16 protein-coding genes are annotated in these 18591 nt (G+C 74.2%); 15 read left to right on the top strand and 1 reads right to left on the bottom strand.

Features of this window, described 5'->3' with window-relative positions; genetic code table 11:
- Positions 1-82 precede the first annotated feature (82 nt).
- Complete coding sequence (locus T328_RS26020) at positions 83-739, bottom strand: hypothetical protein (protein WP_496498604.1); 657 nt, start codon at positions 737-739, stop codon at positions 83-85.
- A gap of 115 nt (positions 740-854) precedes the next feature.
- Between T328_RS26020 and hisI the strand changes: the two genes are divergently transcribed.
- The 15 genes from hisI (at position 855) to T328_RS25945 (ending at position 18502) form a co-directional block, all read left to right on the top strand.
- A complete protein-coding gene (gene hisI / locus T328_RS26015; protein WP_496498603.1) occupies positions 855-1232 on the top strand; it encodes a phosphoribosyl-AMP cyclohydrolase in 378 nt (125 codons plus the stop codon).
- Positions 1229-2773 carry an anthranilate synthase component I gene (locus T328_RS26010; protein ID WP_496498602.1) on the top strand — a complete coding sequence of 515 codons (1545 nt, stop codon included), beginning with the start codon at positions 1229-1231 and terminating at the stop codon, positions 2771-2773. Before hisI ends, T328_RS26010 begins: the two co-directional genes overlap by 4 nt.
- Before the next feature lie 135 nt (positions 2774-2908).
- Positions 2909-3541, top strand: coding sequence for a TIGR02234 family membrane protein (locus tag T328_RS26005; RefSeq protein ID WP_496498601.1), 633 nt, complete (start codon positions 2909-2911; stop codon positions 3539-3541).
- Between the two features lie 91 nt (positions 3542-3632).
- Positions 3633-3857 carry an HGxxPAAW family protein gene (locus T328_RS26000; protein ID WP_496498600.1) on the top strand — a complete coding sequence of 75 codons (225 nt, stop codon included), beginning with the start codon at positions 3633-3635 and terminating at the stop codon, positions 3855-3857.
- A 305-nt stretch (positions 3858-4162) separates the two neighbouring features.
- On the top strand, positions 4163-4690 hold the full coding sequence (locus tag T328_RS25995) for a DUF2752 domain-containing protein (RefSeq protein WP_496498599.1): 528 nt from the start codon (positions 4163-4165) through the stop codon (positions 4688-4690).
- A gap of 154 nt (positions 4691-4844) precedes the next feature.
- Positions 4845-5654, top strand: coding sequence for an indole-3-glycerol phosphate synthase TrpC (trpC, locus tag T328_RS25990; protein WP_496498598.1), 810 nt, complete (start codon positions 4845-4847; stop codon positions 5652-5654).
- Between the two features lie 6 nt (positions 5655-5660).
- Complete coding sequence (gene trpM, locus T328_RS25985) at positions 5661-6449, top strand: tryptophan biosynthesis modulator TrpM (protein ID WP_496498597.1); 789 nt, start codon at positions 5661-5663, stop codon at positions 6447-6449.
- Positions 6424-7665 (top strand): tryptophan synthase subunit beta, encoded by a 1242-nt coding sequence (gene trpB, locus T328_RS25980; protein WP_496498596.1) that lies wholly within the window; start codon positions 6424-6426, stop codon positions 7663-7665. The genes trpM and trpB overlap by 26 nt, the downstream gene beginning before the upstream one ends.
- Complete coding sequence (trpA, locus tag T328_RS25975) at positions 7662-8492, top strand: tryptophan synthase subunit alpha (RefSeq protein ID WP_496498595.1); 831 nt, start codon at positions 7662-7664, stop codon at positions 8490-8492. The genes trpB and trpA overlap by 4 nt, the downstream gene beginning before the upstream one ends.
- Before the next feature lie 95 nt (positions 8493-8587).
- Positions 8588-8911, top strand: coding sequence for a hypothetical protein (locus tag T328_RS25970; protein ID WP_496498594.1), 324 nt, complete (start codon positions 8588-8590; stop codon positions 8909-8911).
- Positions 8912-8949: 38 nt separating this feature from the next.
- Positions 8950-9780, top strand: a complete 831-nt coding sequence (locus tag T328_RS25965; protein WP_496498593.1) for a DsbA family protein — start codon at positions 8950-8952, stop codon at positions 9778-9780.
- A gap of 239 nt (positions 9781-10019) precedes the next feature.
- A complete protein-coding gene (gene lgt, locus T328_RS25960) occupies positions 10020-11087 on the top strand; it encodes a prolipoprotein diacylglyceryl transferase (RefSeq protein ID WP_496498592.1) in 1068 nt (355 codons plus the stop codon).
- A 307-nt stretch (positions 11088-11394) separates the two neighbouring features.
- Positions 11395-12120 (top strand): VIT1/CCC1 transporter family protein, encoded by a 726-nt coding sequence (locus T328_RS25955; RefSeq protein ID WP_496498591.1) that lies wholly within the window; start codon positions 11395-11397, stop codon positions 12118-12120.
- A 324-nt stretch (positions 12121-12444) separates the two neighbouring features.
- A complete protein-coding gene (gene gltB / locus T328_RS25950) occupies positions 12445-17031 on the top strand; it encodes a glutamate synthase large subunit (protein ID WP_496498590.1) in 4587 nt (1528 codons plus the stop codon).
- Positions 17024-18502 carry a glutamate synthase subunit beta gene (locus tag T328_RS25945; RefSeq protein WP_496498589.1) on the top strand — a complete coding sequence of 493 codons (1479 nt, stop codon included), beginning with the start codon at positions 17024-17026 and terminating at the stop codon, positions 18500-18502. The genes gltB and T328_RS25945 overlap by 8 nt, the downstream gene beginning before the upstream one ends.
- Positions 18503-18591 lie beyond the last annotated feature (89 nt).

The following is an 18591-nucleotide window of genomic DNA, read 5'->3' as shown; positions in this document are numbered from 1 at the left end:
CCTACGGCGGCGTAAGGCGCCGGGGCACGCAAGGCCGCGCCGGGAGTCGCGTCCGCCTGGCGGCGCGTGCGTCAGCGGGAGTTCACGGGAGCGGCCCGGTCAGCTTCGGGCCGTCGGGCTCGGTGCTCAGCGTCAGCGCGCAGGAGACCTCGTCCTGGCTCTGGTACTCGTACGTCGTCAGCGTCGGGTAGAGGGCGTAGTAGAAGTAGTGCCGGCCGTCGGCGGGCATCGTGTCCAGCTTCTCCTCCGCGGCCCGCCGGCAGAGCCCCAGCGCCCGCTGGTCGAGCGCGTCGCCGTCGGCGAAGTCGCCGCTGAGCGTGCGGTTGCCGATGACCTCGCCGTCGTGCGGGTCGCCGCAGGAGCGCTTCTCGACCGACTCCACGCTGGTGTCCAGCGACGGGTGGTCGAAGCACTCGCCCGTCCGCAGCACCACGTACGGGATGTGCGACTCGCTCGGCTCCTGGCCCCCCGGCGTGGCCGCGGCGCCCGCCACCCCCGCGCCGGCGCTCGTCGTCTCCGCGGCGCCCCCCGCGCCGTCCTTCCCGTCCGCTGCCGCCGGCCGCTCCGCGCTGCCCTGCGGCAGCGGCCCGCCCGCCTGCCCTCCGCCGTCGTCGGCCCCGCGCAGGGCGAGGAAGGCGGCCACGGCCACGGCGACGAGCAGCGCCGTCGCCATCGCGACGGTGACGGCGGTATTCGGCCCGCGGGGTCTTGCGGGCGGTTCCGGAGGAACGTTGGTCATGGGCGAAGCATGCCCTATCGACACGTTCCGGTGTACGGGAAGGGGCATCCCCGGCCGCGCGCGTCGCACCGTCCGGCACCGTCGTGTGTCCGTCCGGGTTGGCACAATGGCCCCCATGACCGGCAACCGGCCCCCGCGCCCCTCCGACCTCGATCCCGCCGTCGCGGCGCGCCTGAAGCGGACCGCCGACGGCCTGCTGCCCGCGGTCGTGCAGCAGCACGACAGCGGCGAAGTGCTCATGCTGGCGTGGATGGACGACGAGGCGCTGCACCGCACGCTGACCACCGGCCGCGGCACGTACTACAGCCGCAGCCGAAAGGAGTACTGGGTCAAGGGGGACACGTCCGGGCACGTGCAGCACGTGAAGTCCGTCGCGCTCGACTGCGACGCCGACACCGTGCTCGTCCGGGTCGACCAGGTCGGCCCGGCCTGCCACACCGGCAGCCGCACCTGCTTCGACGGCCGTGAGCTGCCCCTGGGCGGTGCCGAGTGACCAGCCCCGATCCGGAGACGTTCCGCACGCTGGCCAAGGACCGCCGCGTCATCCCCGTCGTGCGCCGGCTGCTCGCCGACGGCGACACCCCGGTCGGGCTGTACCGCAAGCTCGCCGGCGAGCGCCCCGGCACGTTCCTGCTGGAGTCCGCGGAGAACGGCCGTACCTGGTCGCGGTACTCGTTCGTGGGCGTGCGCAGCGCCGCGACGCTCACCGAGCGCGACGGCCGGGCCCACTGGCTCGGCACCCCGCCCGTGGGCCTACCCACCGGGGGCGATCCGCTGGCCGCGCTGCGCGCCACCGTCGAGGCCCTGCACACCCCGCGCGACCTGCACGAGAGCACCGACGGCCGGGACGCGCTGCCGCCCTTCACCGGCGGCATGGTCGGCTACCTCGGCTACGACGCCGTGCGGCGGCTGGAGCGTATCGGCGACAGCGCTCGTGACGACCTGCGGCTGCCCGAGACGACCATGCTGCTCACCTCCGACCTCGCCGTCCTCGACCACTGGGACGGCAGCGTGCTGCTGATCGCCAACGCCATCAACCACAACGACCTCGACACGGGTGTCGACGAGGCGTACGCGGACGCCGTCGCCCGCCTCGACGCGATGACCGCCGACCTCGCCCGCCCCGCCGCCGCGAGCGCGGCGCCGCTGCCGCCGTCCGCGCTGCCGGAGTACGGGGAGCTGTGGGGCGGCGCGGAGTTCCGGGCGGCCGTCGAGGACATCAAGGAGCGGATCAGGGCGGGGGAGGCGTTCCAGGTCGTGCCCTCGCAGCGGTTCGAGACGCCGTGCGCCGCGAGCGCCCTCGACGTCTACCGGGTGCTGCGGGCCACCAACCCCAGCCCGTACATGTACCTGATCCGGCTGCCCGACACCGGCGCCGGCGAATTCGACATCGTCGGCTCCAGCCCCGAGGCGCTGGTCAAGGTCGAGGACGGGCGCGCCCTGCTGCACCCCATCGCGGGCACGCGCCCGCGCGGCGCCACGCCGCAGCAGGACGCGGCGCTGGCCGAGGAACTGCTCGCGGACGAGAAGGAGCGCGCCGAGCACCTGATGCTCGTCGACCTCGGGCGCAACGACCTCGGCCGGGTCTGCGAGCCCGGCAGCGTGGAGGTCGTGGACTTCATGTCGGTCGAGCGCTACAGCCACGTGATGCACATCGTCTCCACCGTCACCGGTCGGCTCGCCCCCGGCCGTACCGCGTTCGACGTGCTCACCGCCTGCTTCCCCGCCGGGACGCTGTCGGGGGCGCCCAAGCCCCGCGCGCTGCAGATCATCGAGGAGCTGGAGCCCACGCGGCGCGGGCTCTACGGCGGCTGCGTCGGGTATCTGGACTTCGCCGGCGACGCGGACACCGCGATCGCGATCCGCACCGCGCTGCTGCGCGACGGCACGGCGTACGTGCAGGCGGGCGCGGGCATCGTGGCGGACTCCGACCCGGCGGCGGAGGACGCGGAGTGCCGCAACAAGGCGGCGGCGGTGCTGCGGGCGGTGGCGGCGGCGGAGCACCTGTCGGACGCGGGGCGGGAGCGCGGGTAGGGGGAGCGCGGGGGCGCGCGCGGGGCGGGACGCGGCTGGTCAGCCGGGCGTACGGCGGCGGGCGCGCCCGCGGACCGGGGCTCCGGCGCGTACTCCCGGGCGCCCGCGCCCCCCTGCCGGTCCGGGGCGAAGCGGATGCGAGACACTTGCCGGGTGACAGCTCAGCCCGGCTCCCGCGCACCCCTCGCCGCCGCCCTGCTCTCCGGCGCGCTCGGAGCCGCTGTCGTCCTCGTCTCCGCCGGCCGCACCTGGGCCGAGGGCGAGGCCGCCACCCCCGTCGCGGACGCCGTGCTGCCCGTCACCGCCGGCGGCCGGGACGTCACCGGCCTGCCGGCCGCGCTGGCGATCGTCGGGCTCGCCGCGCTGGTCGCCGTCTTCGCCGTACGCCGCGCGGGCCGCACCGTCGTCGCCGCGCTGCTCACGCTCTGCGGCGCCGGCGTGGTCGCCGCCTCGGCGGCCGGCGCCTCCGACACCGACGCGCTCGACGACCGGGCCGCCGAGGCCGCCGGCCTCGCGGACGCCGCGGTGGGCGCGGTCAGCCACACCGCCTGGCCCTGGGTGAGCCTCGCCGGCGGCGTGCTGCTGCTGGTCGCCGGGCTGCTCGCGGTGCGCTACGGTCCCGGCTGGCCCGCGATGTCCGGGCGCTACGAGCGCGCCGGCAGGACCGCCGCCGCGCGCCCGCGGCGGGCCGCCCCCGCGGACCCGGAGCGGCCGGAGGAGCTGTGGAAGGCCCTCGACCGCGGCGAGGACCCCACCCGCGAGAGCTGACCGGCCCCCGGGCCGGCGGCCCGGACCGATCGGGGAGAATGGCGGCGTCTGGCGATATGACCGATAGCACGTTTTTTCGAGGAGTGCAGTGATGGCGGAAGGCCACGACCACGGACACACGCCGGCCGCATGGACCGCGGTGACCATAATCTTCATCGGGTTCTGCGTATCGGGCGCCCTCATGGTGATGGACCAGCCCCTGGCCTTCTGGCTGAGCCTGATCATCATTCCCGTCGGCGGCGTGGTCGGCGCGGTCATGCGCGGCATGGGCATGGGCAAGAGGCCGACGCCGCCGGTGCGCGTCGTCGGCGACTGACGCCGTACGGACCACGTCCGGCCTCCGGCCCGGAAGCCCGGGTCCGGCTGCGCGGTGCAGCGCCGGCAGGGGGAGTGGAGCCGCCCGCCCTGCCGCGCCCCCGTCCGTGCCGTGCCCTGGGCCTCCGGCCCGGAAGCCCGGGTCCGGCGGCGCGGCGAGGCGCGGCGCCGGCAGGCGAGTGGAGCCGCTCGCCCTGCCGTGCCCCCGTCCGTGCCCTGCACCTGCTCCTGCCCCGCCCCGGCTTCCCGTTGGTGCTCACCCCGCCACCGGATGCGCCGCCGCGCCGCCGCCGGGACAATCCGGGTGTGCCCGCCCGTATCGCCGCGGCCGTCCCCGTACGGCGCCTCGCGGCCCCGCTCGCCGCGCTGGCCTGCGCCGCCGCCGGCTTCGCGGCGGTCGGCGCCGTCGACCCGAACGAGCCCGGCCGCTACCCGCCGTGCCCCGTCCCGGCGTACACGGGGCTGGCCTGCCCGGGCTGCGGCAGCCTGCGGGCCGCGCACGCACTCGCCCACGGCGACGTGACCGCCGCGCTGGGCGACAACGCCCTCCTGGTCGCCGGCGCCGCCGTCCTCGCGGTGGCGCTGCTGCGCTGGGTGCTCGCGGCGTTCCGGCCCGGACCGCAGCGGGCTGCGCCCGGGGCTCGGCCCCGCCCGCCCCGCCCGCCGCGGCCGGCGCCCGCGCCGGGGGCGGAGCCCCGGCCCGCGGGCGCCGCGGGCCGGTCGCCCGGCCGCCGGCCCGCGGTCCGCGTGCCGCCGGGGCCGGCGCTGTTCGCCCTGGTCGCAGCGTTTACGCTGCTGCGGAACCTGCCGTTCGGCGCGGTCCTCATCCCGTAGCGGAACGGCGTCCGACGGGTGGGACGGAGAAGGTCCGGATTCGGGGCTTCCGCCGGGTGCCGGATACCATCGCAGATACCCGAACAGCCGCCCGTCGGCGCCCGGCGCACGGCGCCGGCGCCGGACCGGCGCCAGCAGAAAGGGGTCCGCTCGCGTGAGTGTGCTCGACGAGATCATTGACGGCGTGCGCGAGGACCTCGCCGAGCGGCAGGCCCGGGTCGGCCTCGACGAGCTGAAGGAACGCGCCGCCAGGGCCCCCGAGGCGCGGGACGGGGTGGCCGCGCTGCGCGGCGACAGCGTCACCGTCGTCTGCGAGGTCAAGCGCTCCAGCCCGTCCAAGGGCGCGCTCGCGGCCATCGCCGACCCGGCCGCGCTCGCCGCGGACTACGAGGCGGGCGGGGCCGCCGTCATCAGCGTGCTGACCGAGCAGCGCCGCTTCGGCGGCTCGCTGGCCGACCTGGAGGCCGTGCGGGCCAAGGTGGACCTGCCGGTGCTGCGCAAGGACTTCGTCGTCACGTCGTACCAGCTGTGGGAAGCGCGCGCGTACGGCGCCGACCTGGTGCTGCTCATCGTCGCCGCGCTGGACCAGGAGGCGCTGGTCTCGCTGGTGGAGCGGGCCGAGTCCATCGGGCTCACGCCGCTGGTCGAGGTGCACGACGAGGAGGAGACCGAGCGCGCGGTGGCCGCCGGGGCGAAGATCATCGGCGTGAACGCGCGCAACCTCAGGACACTTGAGGTGGACCGCGGCAACTTCGGCCGGGTGGCGCCGGAGATCCCCGACCACATCGTCAAGATCGCCGAGTCCGGCGTGCGCGGGCCGCACGACCTCATCGCGTATGCGAACGACGGCGCCGACGCCGTCCTCGTCGGCGAGTCCCTGGTCACCGGCAAGGAGCCGCGTGCGGCCGTCGCCGACCTCGTCGCCGCCGGCGCCCACCCCGCGCTGCGCCACGGGCGGGGCTGACGCCCGGTGACCGTGGAAGTGGACCCCCCGCCCCCCGCCCCGCGCGGAGGCGCGGTCGAGGGCGCGGCGCCCTCCGCCGGGCCCGGCGGCCTGGCCGCCGTGGCGGCGCGTGGGTGTCTGGTCCCGGCGGAGTCCGGCGCGGGCGAGACTTCCGCGGCTCGTACCGGCCCGCGCCCAGCGCATCCGGCCTCGGCGGCGCCCCTCGCCCGGCCCGGCGGCCTGGCCGCTGCGGCGGCGAGCGGGAGCCGGGTTCCAGTGCAGTGCCGCGCCGGCGGGATCTCCGCGGCTCGTACCGGCTCGCGCGCAGCGCATCGAGCCTCGGCAGCGCCGCCCGCCCGGCTCCACGGCTTCGCCGCCGCGGCGGCGCGTGGGTGTGCGGCCCTGGCGGGGGTCGTTGCGTGCGGGATTTCCGCAGCTCCTGCCGGCCCGTGTGCAGTGCATCCGGTCCCGGCGGCGCCGGACCGTCGGCTCCACGGCTTCGCGACCGCGCCTCCCGTCCACCCCGGCGGCTTCGCCGCCGCGGCGGGCGCCCGCCGCGCCGCGCACACCGGTGTCCCCCCAGCGGGAGGCGCCCTCGCGGGAGGCGCCCTCGCGGGAGGCGTCCTGGCCCCCGGGTGCCGGCCGCGCGGCTGCCGCGCGCCGGCGCGGCGCGTGCGGGGCCGGCGCGTGCGCTACCACATCGGGGCCGAGCCCGGCCAGATCAACGGCAGGCGATGGCAGACGGCGTGTCCCCACGCCGTCCACCATCCGTTCCGACCGAGGATCAGCCATGCCCACAGACTTCTTCATCCCTGACCCAGCCGGCCAGGTGCCGACCGCCGAGGGCTACTTCGGCGCGTACGGCGGCAAGTTCATCCCCGAGGCGCTGCGCGCCGCCGTCGACGAGGTCGCCGTCGCGTACGAGAAGGCCAAGGGCGACGACGCGTTCGTCGCCGAGCTGAACGACCTGCTGGTCAACTACACCGGCCGGCCCAGCCCGCTCACCGAGGTACCGCGCTTCGCCGAGCAGGCCGGCGGCGCCCGGGTCTTCCTCAAGCGGGAGGACCTCAACCACACCGGCTCGCACAAGATCAACAACGTGCTGGGTCAGGCCCTGCTCACCCGCCGCATGGGCAAGACCCGCATCATCGCCGAGACCGGCGCGGGCCAGCACGGCGTGGCCACCGCCACCGCCTGCGCCCTCCTCGGCCTCGACTGCACCGTCTACATGGGCGAGGTCGACACCGAGCGGCAGGCGCTCAACGTCGCCCGCATGCGGATGCTCGGCGCCGAGGTCATCCCGGTGAAGTCCGGCAGCCGTACGCTCAAGGACGCCATCAACGAGGCGTTCCGCGACTGGGTGGCCAACGTCGAGCACACCCACTACCTCTTCGGCACGGTCGCGGGCCCGCACCCCTTCCCCGCCCTCGTCCGCGACTTCCACCGGGTGATCGGCATCGAGGCCCGCCAGCAGGTCCTCGACCGTACGGGCCGGATGCCCGACGCGGCCGTCGCCTGCGTCGGCGGCGGCTCCAACGCCATCGGCCTGTTCCACGCCTTCCTGCCGCACCCCGCCGTGCGCCTCGTCGGCTGCGAGCCCGCCGGGCACGGCCTGACCAGCGGCGAGCACGCCGCCACCCTCAGCGTCGGCGACCCCGGCATCCTGCACGGCTCCCGGTCGTACGTGCTGCAGGACGAGGACGGCCAGATCACCGAGCCGTACTCGATCTCCGCCGGCCTCGACTACCCCGGCGTCGGCCCCGAGCACGCGTACCTCAAGGACGCCGGCCGCGCCGAGTACCGGGCCGTGACCGACGACGAGGCCATGCGGGCGATGCGGCTGCTGTCCCGGAGCGAGGGCATCATCCCCGCCATCGAGAGCGCCCACGCGCTCGCCGGCGCGCTTCAGGTCGGCCGTGAGCTGGGGCCCGACGGCCTGATCGTGGTCAACCTCTCCGGCCGCGGCGACAAGGACATGGACACCGCCGCCCGCTACTTCGGGCTCTACGACACCGAGGAGGCAGACCGGTGACGGGCAACCTCGCGCGGCTCGACGCCGTGTTCGCCGCCGCCCGGGCGGAGGGCCGGGCGGCCCTCGTCGGCTATCTGCCGGCCGGCTTCCCCGACGTCGACACGGGCGTACGGGCCATGACCGCCATGGTCGAAGGCGGCTGCGACGCCATCGAGGTGGGCCTGCCGCACAGCGACCCCGTGCTGGACGGCCCGGTGATCCAGACCGCCGACGACATCGCGCTGCGCGGCGGGCTGCGCATCAAGGACGTCATCCGCACGGTCGGCGAGGTGCAGTCCGCGACGGGCGCCCCGGTGCTCTGCATGACGTACTGGAATCCGGTCGACCGCTACGGCCCCGAGCGCTTCGCCGAGGACCTCGCCGCGGCGGGGGGTGCCGGCGGCATCCTGCCCGACCTGCCCGTCGAGGAGTCGGGCCCGTGGCGGCAGGCCGCCGACAAGCACGGCCTGGCCACGGTCTTCGTGGTCGCGCCCAGCAGCCGCGAGCAGCGTCTTGCGACCATCACGGCGGCCGGCAGCGGCTTCGTCTACGCCGCGTCGCTGATGGGCGTCACCGGCACCCGCGAATCCGTGGGCCGCGAGGCCCGGGACCTGGTCCGCCGCACCCGCGCGACCGAGGCGGCACGGGCCGGGCTGCCCGTCTGCGTCGGCCTCGGCGTCTCGACGGCCGGGCAGGCGGCCGAGGTCGCCGGGTTCGCCGACGGGGTGATCGTCGGCTCGGCCTTCGTCAAGCGGCTGCTGGACGCCGGGGACGACCGGGAGGCCGGCCTCGCGGGCGTGCGGGCGCTGGCCGGGGAGCTGGCCGACGGAGTACGCCGCCGGCCCTGACACCCCCCGCGGCCGTTGTCCACAGGGCCCTCCGCGGTGCGTACGGACGTGCGATCCTGGAAAGGAGCAGTCCGTGTCGCACAGGGGAGGGCCCGATGGCCGGCAAACAGCCCGGCGCCGATGACGAACCGCTTCTGCCCGACGACATATGGGAGCGGTTCCAGAAGGACTCCCTGGGCCGGATAGAAGACTCCGCGCCGAAGGAGCACTCCGCGCGGTGGTACGAGGTCACGGAGCGGCTCGCCGCCGACGACGCCCGGCGCGCGGCCGCCCCCCGCCCGCGCCGGGCGCGCCGTCCCCGCCCCCGGATGCCGCAGGCGCCGGTGCCCCGCGCCTTCGCCGTGGGCCTCGTCCTCGTCTCAGTGGTGCTGCTGCTCTCCGCCGCCGCCGCATACCTGCAGTACGGGCGCGTGTTCTGATCCGTCACCGGGCGGCGGGTTCCTCGTTATAGCCGGGCGTGAGCCAGAACAGCCCCGAGAACCCCGAGAACCCCGAGAACCCCGAGAACCCCGAGAACCCCGAGAACACCCCTGAGGGAAAGCGCGCCGCCCGGGACCGGATGCGGGCCGAGCGTGAGCGGCAGAAGTCCAGGGACAGGCAGCGGCGCACGCTCATCGCGCTGGCCGCGGTGGTGGGGGTGCTCGCCGTGGTCACGGTGATCGGCCTCCTCATCGGCGGCCTCGGCGACGACGGGGACGACGACAAGGCCGTGGCGTACCCCAAGGGCGCCGTCGGCGAGGACCGCCTCGCGCTGCCCGCGGGGAAGGCGGACGCCCCGGCCGACCTCACCATCTACGAGGACTTCCGCTGCCCGGCCTGCGGCCAGTTCGAGGCCGGCTTCAGCAAGACCATCAACGAGCTGGAGGACGCCGGGAAGCTGCGCACCGAGTACCGGCTGGTCAAGCTCATCGACGGCAACGTCGGCGGCTCCGGCTCGCGGAACTCCGCCAACGCCGCCGCCTGCGCCCAGGACGCCGGCGAGTTCGTCCCGTACCACGACGTGCTCTTCGAGAACCAGCCGCCGGAGACCGACGACGCCTTCGCCGACAAGGCGCGGCTGAAGGAGCTGGCCGGCGAGGTCGACGGGCTGCGCGGCGGGGCCTTCGACTCCTGCGTCGACGACGGCACGTACGACGGCTGGGTCGACGCCTCCGACGACGCCTTCGGCGAGTCCGGCCACACCTCCACGCCCACCGTCCTGCTGGAGGGCGAGAACATCTACGGCCAGGGCTCGAACCTCACCCCGGAGCGGCTGAAGCAACTCGTCGGCGACGCCGCGGCGGGCTGAGGAGGTACGACCACGCCCGCGCTGACGCGGACGGGGTCGTTATGCAGGTGTTGCCGGACTGGTTAGCCTCACCCCGCAGGGCGCGGTACCGTCGGTCCTGCTGTGACTCCTCCCTCTTCGGCACGAGGCCGAGGGGCTTCCCCCTCTTGTGATTGAGGGGCGGCCAAGCCCTGACCGCTGCCCGAAGGCAGGCTCACGAGCATACAAGACGCAGGTCGGCAGCGCGCGCTAGGAGACGGATGGATCTCGCATACATCCCCAGTCCCTCCGACGGGGTCTGGGACCTCGGACCGGTTCCGCTGCGCGGTTACGCCCTCGCCATCTTGCTCGGCATCTTCGTCGCCATCTGGCTCGGCGGCCGACGCTGGATCGAGCGCGGCGGCCGGGTGGGGACCGTCGCGGACATCGCCATCTGGGCCGTGCCCTTCGGCCTCGTCGGCGGCCGGCTCTACCACGTCGTCACGACCCCCGAGCCGTATTTCGGCGAGGGCGGTGACTGGGTCAAGGCCTTCGAGATCTGGGAGGGCGGCCTCGGTATCTGGGGCGCCATCGCGATGGGTGCGCTGGGCGTGTGGATCGGCTGCCGGCGCCGCGGCATCGCGATGCCGCCCTACGCCGACGCCGTCGCCCCCGGCATCGCGCTCGCGCAGGCCCTGGGCCGCTGGGGCAACTGGTTCAACCAGGAGCTGTACGGCGACCACACCGACGTGCCCTGGGCCGTGGAGATCGACAGCGACCACAACGTCGTGGACACTCCGCCCGTGGATGCGACCTTCCACCCGACGTTCCTCTACGAGTCGCTGTGGTGCATCGGCGTCGCCCTGCTGGTGATCTGGGCCGACCGCCGCTTCCGCCTCGGCCACGGCCGGGCCTTCGCGCTCTACGTCGCGGGGTACACCGCGGGCCGCGGCTGGATCGAGTACATGCGCGTGGACGACGCGCACGAGATCCTCGGCCTGCGGCTCAACGTCTGGACGTCGATCCTCGTCTTCGCCGCCGCGGTGGTCTACATCGTGGTGTCGGCGAAGAAGCGGCCGGGCCGCGAGGAGGTCGTGGAGCCGGCCGCGGCGGGCGACGGGCCCGGCGACGGTGCCGGGACCGCGGACGACCCCCTGGAGAAGGACGACGCCCTGAAGAAGGCCGACGCCGCGGACGCGGACCGTACGGACGGCGCGGACGGCGCGGACGGCGGCGAGGCCGACGGGAGCGGCACCGGCACCGGCGCCGGCGAACCCGAGCCCGCCGGCGCGACCGAGGCCAAGACCGCCGGGGACGCCCCCGCCGGAGAGCGCGGCCGGCACACGTAGCCGGCCGGCACACCCCACGTCACGGCAGGGCCGTCACCGCACCCGCGGCGACGGCCCCGCCCGTGTCCGGCCCGGTGTCCCGGCCGGATCGTCCCCTGGAGTCTGTCCGCCGAGCCCGGCGGCGGAACCTGTGCGCGAGGGCCGCGGGACTACGCGGCCGACGGCACCGGACGCCGCGGCCACGAGCTGCTCTGCCGGACAGGCTTCCGCGGTGCCCGGCCGCCGGGTGAGTACGGCCAGCCTTGCTGGCGGGCCTCCGGGACCCCGCGTATCGTCGAACTGAAGATCGACGAGGGGAGCGCGATCGATGTCCGCGCAGCTGCAGACGGGCCGGCCGGCCGAGCGGCACGGCCACGTCCATCGCGACGTCACCGGCGGCTGGCTGCGGCCGGCCGTCTTCGGCGCGATGGACGGCCTGGTGTCGAACCTCGCGCTGATCACCGGCGTGGCCGGTGGCTCGGTCTCGTCCACGACCATCGTGCTGACCGGCCTCGCGGGGCTCGCCGCCGGCGCGTTCTCGATGGCCGCGGGGGAGTACACCTCCGTCGCCTCCCAGCGCGAGCTGGTCCTCGCCGAGCTGGACGTGGAGCGGCGCGAGCTGCGCCGGCACCCGCAGGACGAGCTGCGCGAGCTGAGCGAGCTGTACGCGTCCCGGGGGGTGGACCCGGAGCTGGCCGCCGAGGTGTCGAAGCAGCTGATGCGGGACCCGGAGCAGGCGCTGGAGATCCACGCCCGCGAGGAACTGGGCGTCGACCCGGGCGACCTGCCGTCGCCGGCGGTGGCGGCGCTGTCGTCGTTCGGCTCGTTCGCCGTGGGCGCCCTGCTGCCGGTGGTGCCGTATCTGCTGGGCGCCACGACGCTGTGGCCCGCGGTGCTGCTCGCCCTCGCCGGGCTTTTCGCCTGCGGGGCCGCGGTGGCCCGCGTCACGGCCCGGAGCTGGTGGTTCAGCGGGCTGCGGCAGCTGTTGCTCGGCGGTGCCGCGGCGGCGGTCACGTACGGCCTGGGCGCCCTCTTCGGGGCGGCCGTCGGCTGACTTCCCGGGCTGCGCGTCCGGCTGAATCCCGTATCCTCGAAAGCGACCGGCCCGTACTCCTGATCTATTACCGCCGCGTTTCGACCCGGACCTCCGTGGGCATGTGTCGAGCACCGCGGGCAGTGCCGCCCGTGCCTTCTGCTGCGCTAACCGTGCAGATCCCCCGCGCGGCGGGGCGTACCTCCCCGACCCGGGGTGTCCGGATACTGATACGGAGTATCCGCTTCCTGAGCTGCAGGTCATCATGTAACCTGCACGAAATTTCGGCCAGGGCCAACGTCGTCCCTCGGCACGCACATTGCCACGACGACGACGGGAGAGCCGATGCGGCACGCATCCCAGGCGGCCCGCCCTGCAGCGCAGGGGCTGTACGACCCCCGGTACGAGCACGACGCCTGCGGGGTCGGCTTCGTCGCCACGCTGAGCGGGGAGGCCAGCCACGCACTCGTCCAGCAGGCGCTGACGGTGCTGCGCAACCTGGAGCACCGTGGCGCCACCGGCTCGGACCCGGACACCGGCGACGGCGCCGGCATCCTGCTGCAGGTCCCGGACGCCTTCCTGCGCGACGTCGTGAACTTCCCGCTGCCGGCCGCCGGCTCGTACGCCGTCGGCATGGCCTTCCTGCCCGTGGCGGCGGACGAGGCCGCGGCGGTACGGGAGCGGGTCGAGGCCATCGCCGCCGAGGAGGGCCTGAACGTGCTCGGCTGGCGGGAGGTGCCCGTCGCGCCCGAGCTGCTCGGCAGCGGCGCCCGCGCGACGATGCCGTCGTTCGCCCAGCTCTTCGTGGAGAGCGCCGACGCCGCCGCCCGGAAGTCCGGCATCGAGCTGGACCGGTCCGCGTTCGTGCTGCGCAAGCGCGCCGAGCGCGAGACCGACGTGTACTTCCCGTCGCTGTCCTCCCGCACCCTCGTCTACAAGGGCATGCTGACCACCGGGCAGCTGGAGCCGTTCTTCCCCGACCTGTCGGACCGCCGGCTGACCACCGCGATCGGCGTCGTGCACTCCCGGTTCTCCACCAACACCTTCCCCAGCTGGCCGCTGGCGCACCCGTACCGCTACATCGCGCACAACGGCGAGATCAACACGGTCATGGGCAACCGCAACTGGATGCGCGCGCGCGAGTCCCAGCTGTACTCGGAGCTGTTCGGCGAGCACGCCCTGGAGCGGGTCTTCCCCGTCTGCACCCCGGACGCCTCCGACACCGCGTCCTTCGACGAGGTGCTGGAGCTGCTGCACCTGGGCGGGCGGTCACTGCCGCACGCGATGCTGATGATGATCCCGGAGGCGTGGGAGAATCACGAGTCCATGGACCCGGCCCGCCGGGCGTTCTACCAGTACCACTCCACCGTCATGGAGCCCTGGGACGGCCCGGCCGGCGTCAGCTTCACCGACGGAACGCTCGTCGGCGCCGTCCTGGACCGCAACGGCCTGCGCCCCGGCCGCTACTGGGTCACCGACGACGGCCTGGTCGTGCTGGCCTCCGAGGTCGGCGTGCTCGACTTCGACCCGGACCGCGTCGTCCGCAAGGGCCGGCTGCAGCCCGGCCGGATGTTCCTCGTCGACACCGCGCAGCACCGCATCGTCGAGGACGACGAGATCAAGGCGGAGCTGGCCGCCGAGTACCCGTACGAGGAGTGGCTGGACGCCGGCATCGTCGCGCTGCCGGAGCTGCCCGAGCGCGAGCACATCGTGCACACCCACGCCTCGGTCACCCGCCGCCAGCAGACCTTCGGTTACACCGAGGAGGAGCTGCGCGTCCTGCTCACGCCGATGGCGCGCACCGGCGCCGAGCCGATCGGCTCGATGGGCTCCGACACCCCGCTCGCGGGCATCTCCGACCGGCCGCGGCTGATCTTCGACTACTTCACCCAGCTCTTCGCGCAGGTCACCAACCCGCCGCTGGACGCGATCCGCGAGGAGCTGGTCACCTCGCTGCACTCCGCGGTGGGCCCGCAGGCCAACCTGCTGAAGCCCACGCCCGCGTCCTGTCGCACCGTCACGCTGCCCTTCCCGGTCCTGGACAACGACGAGCTGGCCAAGCTCATCCACGTCAACGCCGACGGCGACATGCCGGGCTTCAAGTCCGTGACGCTCTCCGGGCTCTACCGCGTGCACGGCGGCGGACCGGCACTGGCCGACCGGCTGGCGGAGGTCTGCGCCGAGGTGGACGCCGCGATCGAGTCCGGCGCCCGGCTGCTGGTCCTCTCCGACCGGCACTCCGACGCCGAGCACGCCCCGATCCCGTCGCTGCTGCTCACCTCCGCCGTCCACCACCACCTGATCCGCACCAAGCTGCGCACCCAGGTCGGCCTGCTGGTCGAGGCCGGCGACGTGCGCGAGGTGCACCACGTCGCGCTGCTCATCGGCTACGGGGCCGCCGCCGTCAACCCGTACCTGGCGATGGAGTCCGTCGAGGACCTCGTCCGCGCCGGTACGTACCTTGAGGCCGGCCCGGACGGTGACTCGCAGACCGCCATCCGCAACCTGATCAAGGCGCTGGGCAAGGGCGTGCTGAAGGTGATGTCCAAGATGGGCATCTCCACGGTCGCCTCCTACCGCGGCGCGCAGGTCTTCGAGGCCATCGGCCTGGACCAGGAGTTCGTGGACACGTACTTCCACGGCACCACCTCGAAGATCGGCGGCGCCGGCATCGACGTCGTCGCCGCGGAGGTCGCCGCCCGGCACGCCAAGGCGTACCCCGCCTCCGGTATCGCCCCGGCGCACCGCAACCTGGAGATCGGCGGCGAGTACCAGTGGCGCCGCGAGGGCGAGCCCCACCTGTTCGACCCCGACACGGTCTTCCGGCTGCAGCACTCGACGCGCACCCGCCGCTACGACGTCTTCAAGCAGTACACGCAGCGCGTGGACGAGCAGTCCGAGCGGCTGATGACGCTGCGCGGCCTGTTCCGGCTGAACTCCGGCCGCCCCGCGGTGCCGCTGGACGAGGTCGAGCCCGTCGCCGAGATCGTCAAGCGGTTCTCCACCGGCGCCATGTCGTACGGCTCCATCTCGCGCGAGGCGCACGAGACGCTGGCCGTCGCGATGAACCAGCTCGGCGGCAAGTCCAACACCGGCGAGGGCGGCGAGGACGCCGACCGGCTGTACGACCCGCGGCGGCGCTCGGCGATCAAGCAGGTCGCCTCCGGCCGCTTCGGCGTCACCAGCGAGTACCTGGTCAACGCCGACGACATCCAGATCAAGATGGCGCAGGGCGCCAAGCCCGGCGAGGGCGGCCAGCTGCCCGGCCACAAGGTGTACCCGTGGGTCGCCAGGACCCGGCACTCCACCCCCGGCGTCGGCCTCATCTCGCCGCCACCGCACCACGACATCTACTCCATCGAGGACCTGGCGCAGCTCATCCACGACCTGAAGAACGCCAACCCGCAGGCCCGCATCCACGTGAAGCTGGTCAGCGAGGTCGGCGTCGGCACGGTCGCGGCCGGGGTGTCCAAGGCGCACGCCGACGTGGTGCTGATCTCCGGCCACGACGGCGGCACCGGCGCCTCCCCGCTGACGTCGCTGAAGCACGCTGGCGGCCCCTGGGAGCTGGGCCTCGCCGAGACCCAGCAGACGCTGCTGCTCAACGGCCTGCGCGACCGCATCGTCGTGCAGACCGACGGGCAGCTGAAGACCGGCCGCGACGTGGTCGTCGCCGCGCTGCTCGGCGCCGAGGAGTTCGGCTTCGCCACCGCGCCGCTGGTGGTCTCCGGCTGCGTGATGATGCGCGTGTGCCACCTGGACACCTGCCCGGTCGGCATCGCCACCCAGAACCCGGTGCTGCGCGAGCGCTACGCCGGCAAGGCCGAGTTCGTCGTCAACTTCTTCGAGTTCATCGCCGAGGAGGTCCGCGAGCTGCTGGCCGAGCTGGGCTTCCGCAGCCTGGCCGAGGCGGTCGGCCACGCCGAGATGCTGGACGTCACCCGCGCCGTCGACCACTGGAAGGCGCAGGGTCTCGACCTGGCCCCGCTGCTGTACGTCCCGGAGCTGCCGGAAGGCGCCGCGCGCTACCAGGTCACCGGCCAGGACCACGGCCTGGAGAAGGCGCTCGACAACGAGCTGATCAAGCTCGCCGCGGACGCGCTCGCCGCGCCGTCTGCCGCGGAGGCCCAGCCCGTACGGGCCCGGGTCGCGATCCGCAACATCAACCGCACCGTCGGTACCATGCTCGGCCACGAGGTGACGAAGAAGTTCGGCGGCGCCGGCCTGCCCGACGACGCGATCGACATCACCTTCACCGGCTCCGCCGGCCAGTCGTTCGGCGCCTTCGTGCCGCGCGGCGTCACGCTGCGGCTGGAGGGCGACGCCAACGACTACGTCGGCAAGGGCCTGTCCGGCGGCCGGCTCGCCATCCGCCCCGACCGGGGCGCGGACCACCTCGCCGAGTACAGCGTCATCGCGGGCAACACCCTCGCGTACGGCGCCACCGGCGGCGAGATCTACCTGCGCGGCAAGGTCGGCGAGCGGTTCTGCGTCCGCAACTCCGGTGCACTCGTCGTCGCCGAGGGCGTCGGCGACCACGGCTGCGAGTACATGACCGGCGGCCACGCCGTCGTGCTGGGTGAGACCGGGCGCAACTTCGCGGCCGGCATGTCCGGCGGCGTCGCGTACGTCATCGACCTCGCCCCCGAGAACGTCAACGAGGGCAACCTCGCCGCCGTCGAGAAGCTTGACGACGACGACAGGCAGTGGCTGCACGACGTGGTGCGCCGCCACCACGAGGAGACCGGCTCGACGGTGGCGGAGAAGCTGCTCGCCGAGTGGGACGCCCCCGACGCCGGCGTCGCCCGGTTCAGCAAGGTCTACCCGTCCACGTACAAGGCAGTGCTCACCGCCAAGGACGCCGCTGAGCGGGCCGGCCTCACCGAGGCCCAGACGCACGAGAAGATGATGGAGGCTGCGCTCCATGGCTGACCCCAAGGGCTTCCTGACCACCGGCCGCGAGATCGCCGAGACCCGTCCCGTCGCCGAGCGGGTCAAGGACTGGAACGAGGTCTACGTCCCGGGCTCGCTGTTGCCCGTCATCAGCAAGCAGGCCGGCCGCTGCATGGACTGCGGCATCCCCTTTTGCCACAGCGGCTGTCCGCTCGGCAACCTCATCCCCGAGTGGAACGACTACGCCTACCGCGGGGACTGGACCGCGGCCAGCGAGCGGCTGCACGCGACCAACAACTTCCCGGAGTTCACCGGGCGACTGTGCCCGGCGCCGTGCGAGACGGCCTGCGTGCTGGGCATCAACCAGCCGGCGGTGACCATCAAGAACGTCGAGGTCACCATCATCGACAAGGCGTGGGAGGCCGGCGCCGTCACGCCGCAGCCGCCGGAGCGGCTGTCGGGCAAGACGGTCGCCGTCGTCGGCTCGGGACCGGCGGGGCTCGCCGCCGCCCAGCAGCTCACCCGGGCCGGGCACACGGTCGCGGTCTACGAGCGGGCCGACCGGATCGGCGGGCTGCTGCGGTACGGCATCCCCGAGTTCAAGATGGAGAAGCGGCACATCAACCGGCGCGTCGAGCAGATGCGGGCGGAGGGCACCAAGTTCCGTACCGGCGTGGAGATCGGCCGCGACATCGACGCCGCCAAGCTGCGCAAGCGGTACGACGCCGTCGTCATCGCCGCCGGCGCCACCACCGCGCGCGACCTGCCGGTGCCGGGCCGCGAACTGGCCGGCGTCTACCAGGCGATGGAGTACCTGCCGCTGGCCAACAAGGTCCAGGAGGGCGACTACGTCGCCCCGCCGGTCTCCGCCGAGGGCAAGCACGTCGTGGTCATCGGCGGCGGCGACACCGGCGCCGACTGCGTCGGCACCGCGCACCGGCAGGGCGCGGCCTCGGTCACCCAGCTGGAGATCATGCCGCGGCCGTCGGAGGAGCGCCCCGAGGGCCAGCCGTGGCCGACCTACCCGATGACGTACAAGGTCACCTCCGCCCACGAGGAGGGCGGGGAGCGCGTCTACTCGGTGTCGACCACGCACTTCGAGGGCACCGCCCCCGAAGAGGGACAGGCAGTCGGCAACGTGGCCTTCCTGCACCTGGTCGAGGTGGCGTTCGCGGACGGCGGGTTCAAGCCCGTGCCGGGCACCGAGAAGAAGATCCCGGCCGAGCTGGTCACCCTCGCGATGGGTTTCACCGGTGTGGACCGGGAGAACGGGCTGGTCGAGCAGCTGGGCCTGGAGCTGGACGCGCGCGGCAACGTCGCCCGCGACGCCGACTACGCCACCAGCGTCCCCGGCGTCTTCGTCGCCGGCGACGCGGGGCGCGGCCAGTCGCTGATCGTCTGGGCCATCGCCGAGGGCCGTTCGGCGGCGCGCGGCGTGGACCGTATGCTGACGGGTGCCAGCGAACTGCACGCGCCCATCCGGCCGACGGACCGGGCGCTCGCGGTCTGACGCCGGCTCACCCCGACACGTGGACGACTTCGGGATGTCCCGTACAACGAGGTACGGAACAGCAAGACCCGCGGCGCCTGCCTCTCCCC

This window comes from Streptomyces sp. CNX435 (assembly GCF_059570575.1).
Note: the sequence above shows the minus strand (reverse complement) of the source record. Positions and strands in the feature narration are given on the sequence as shown.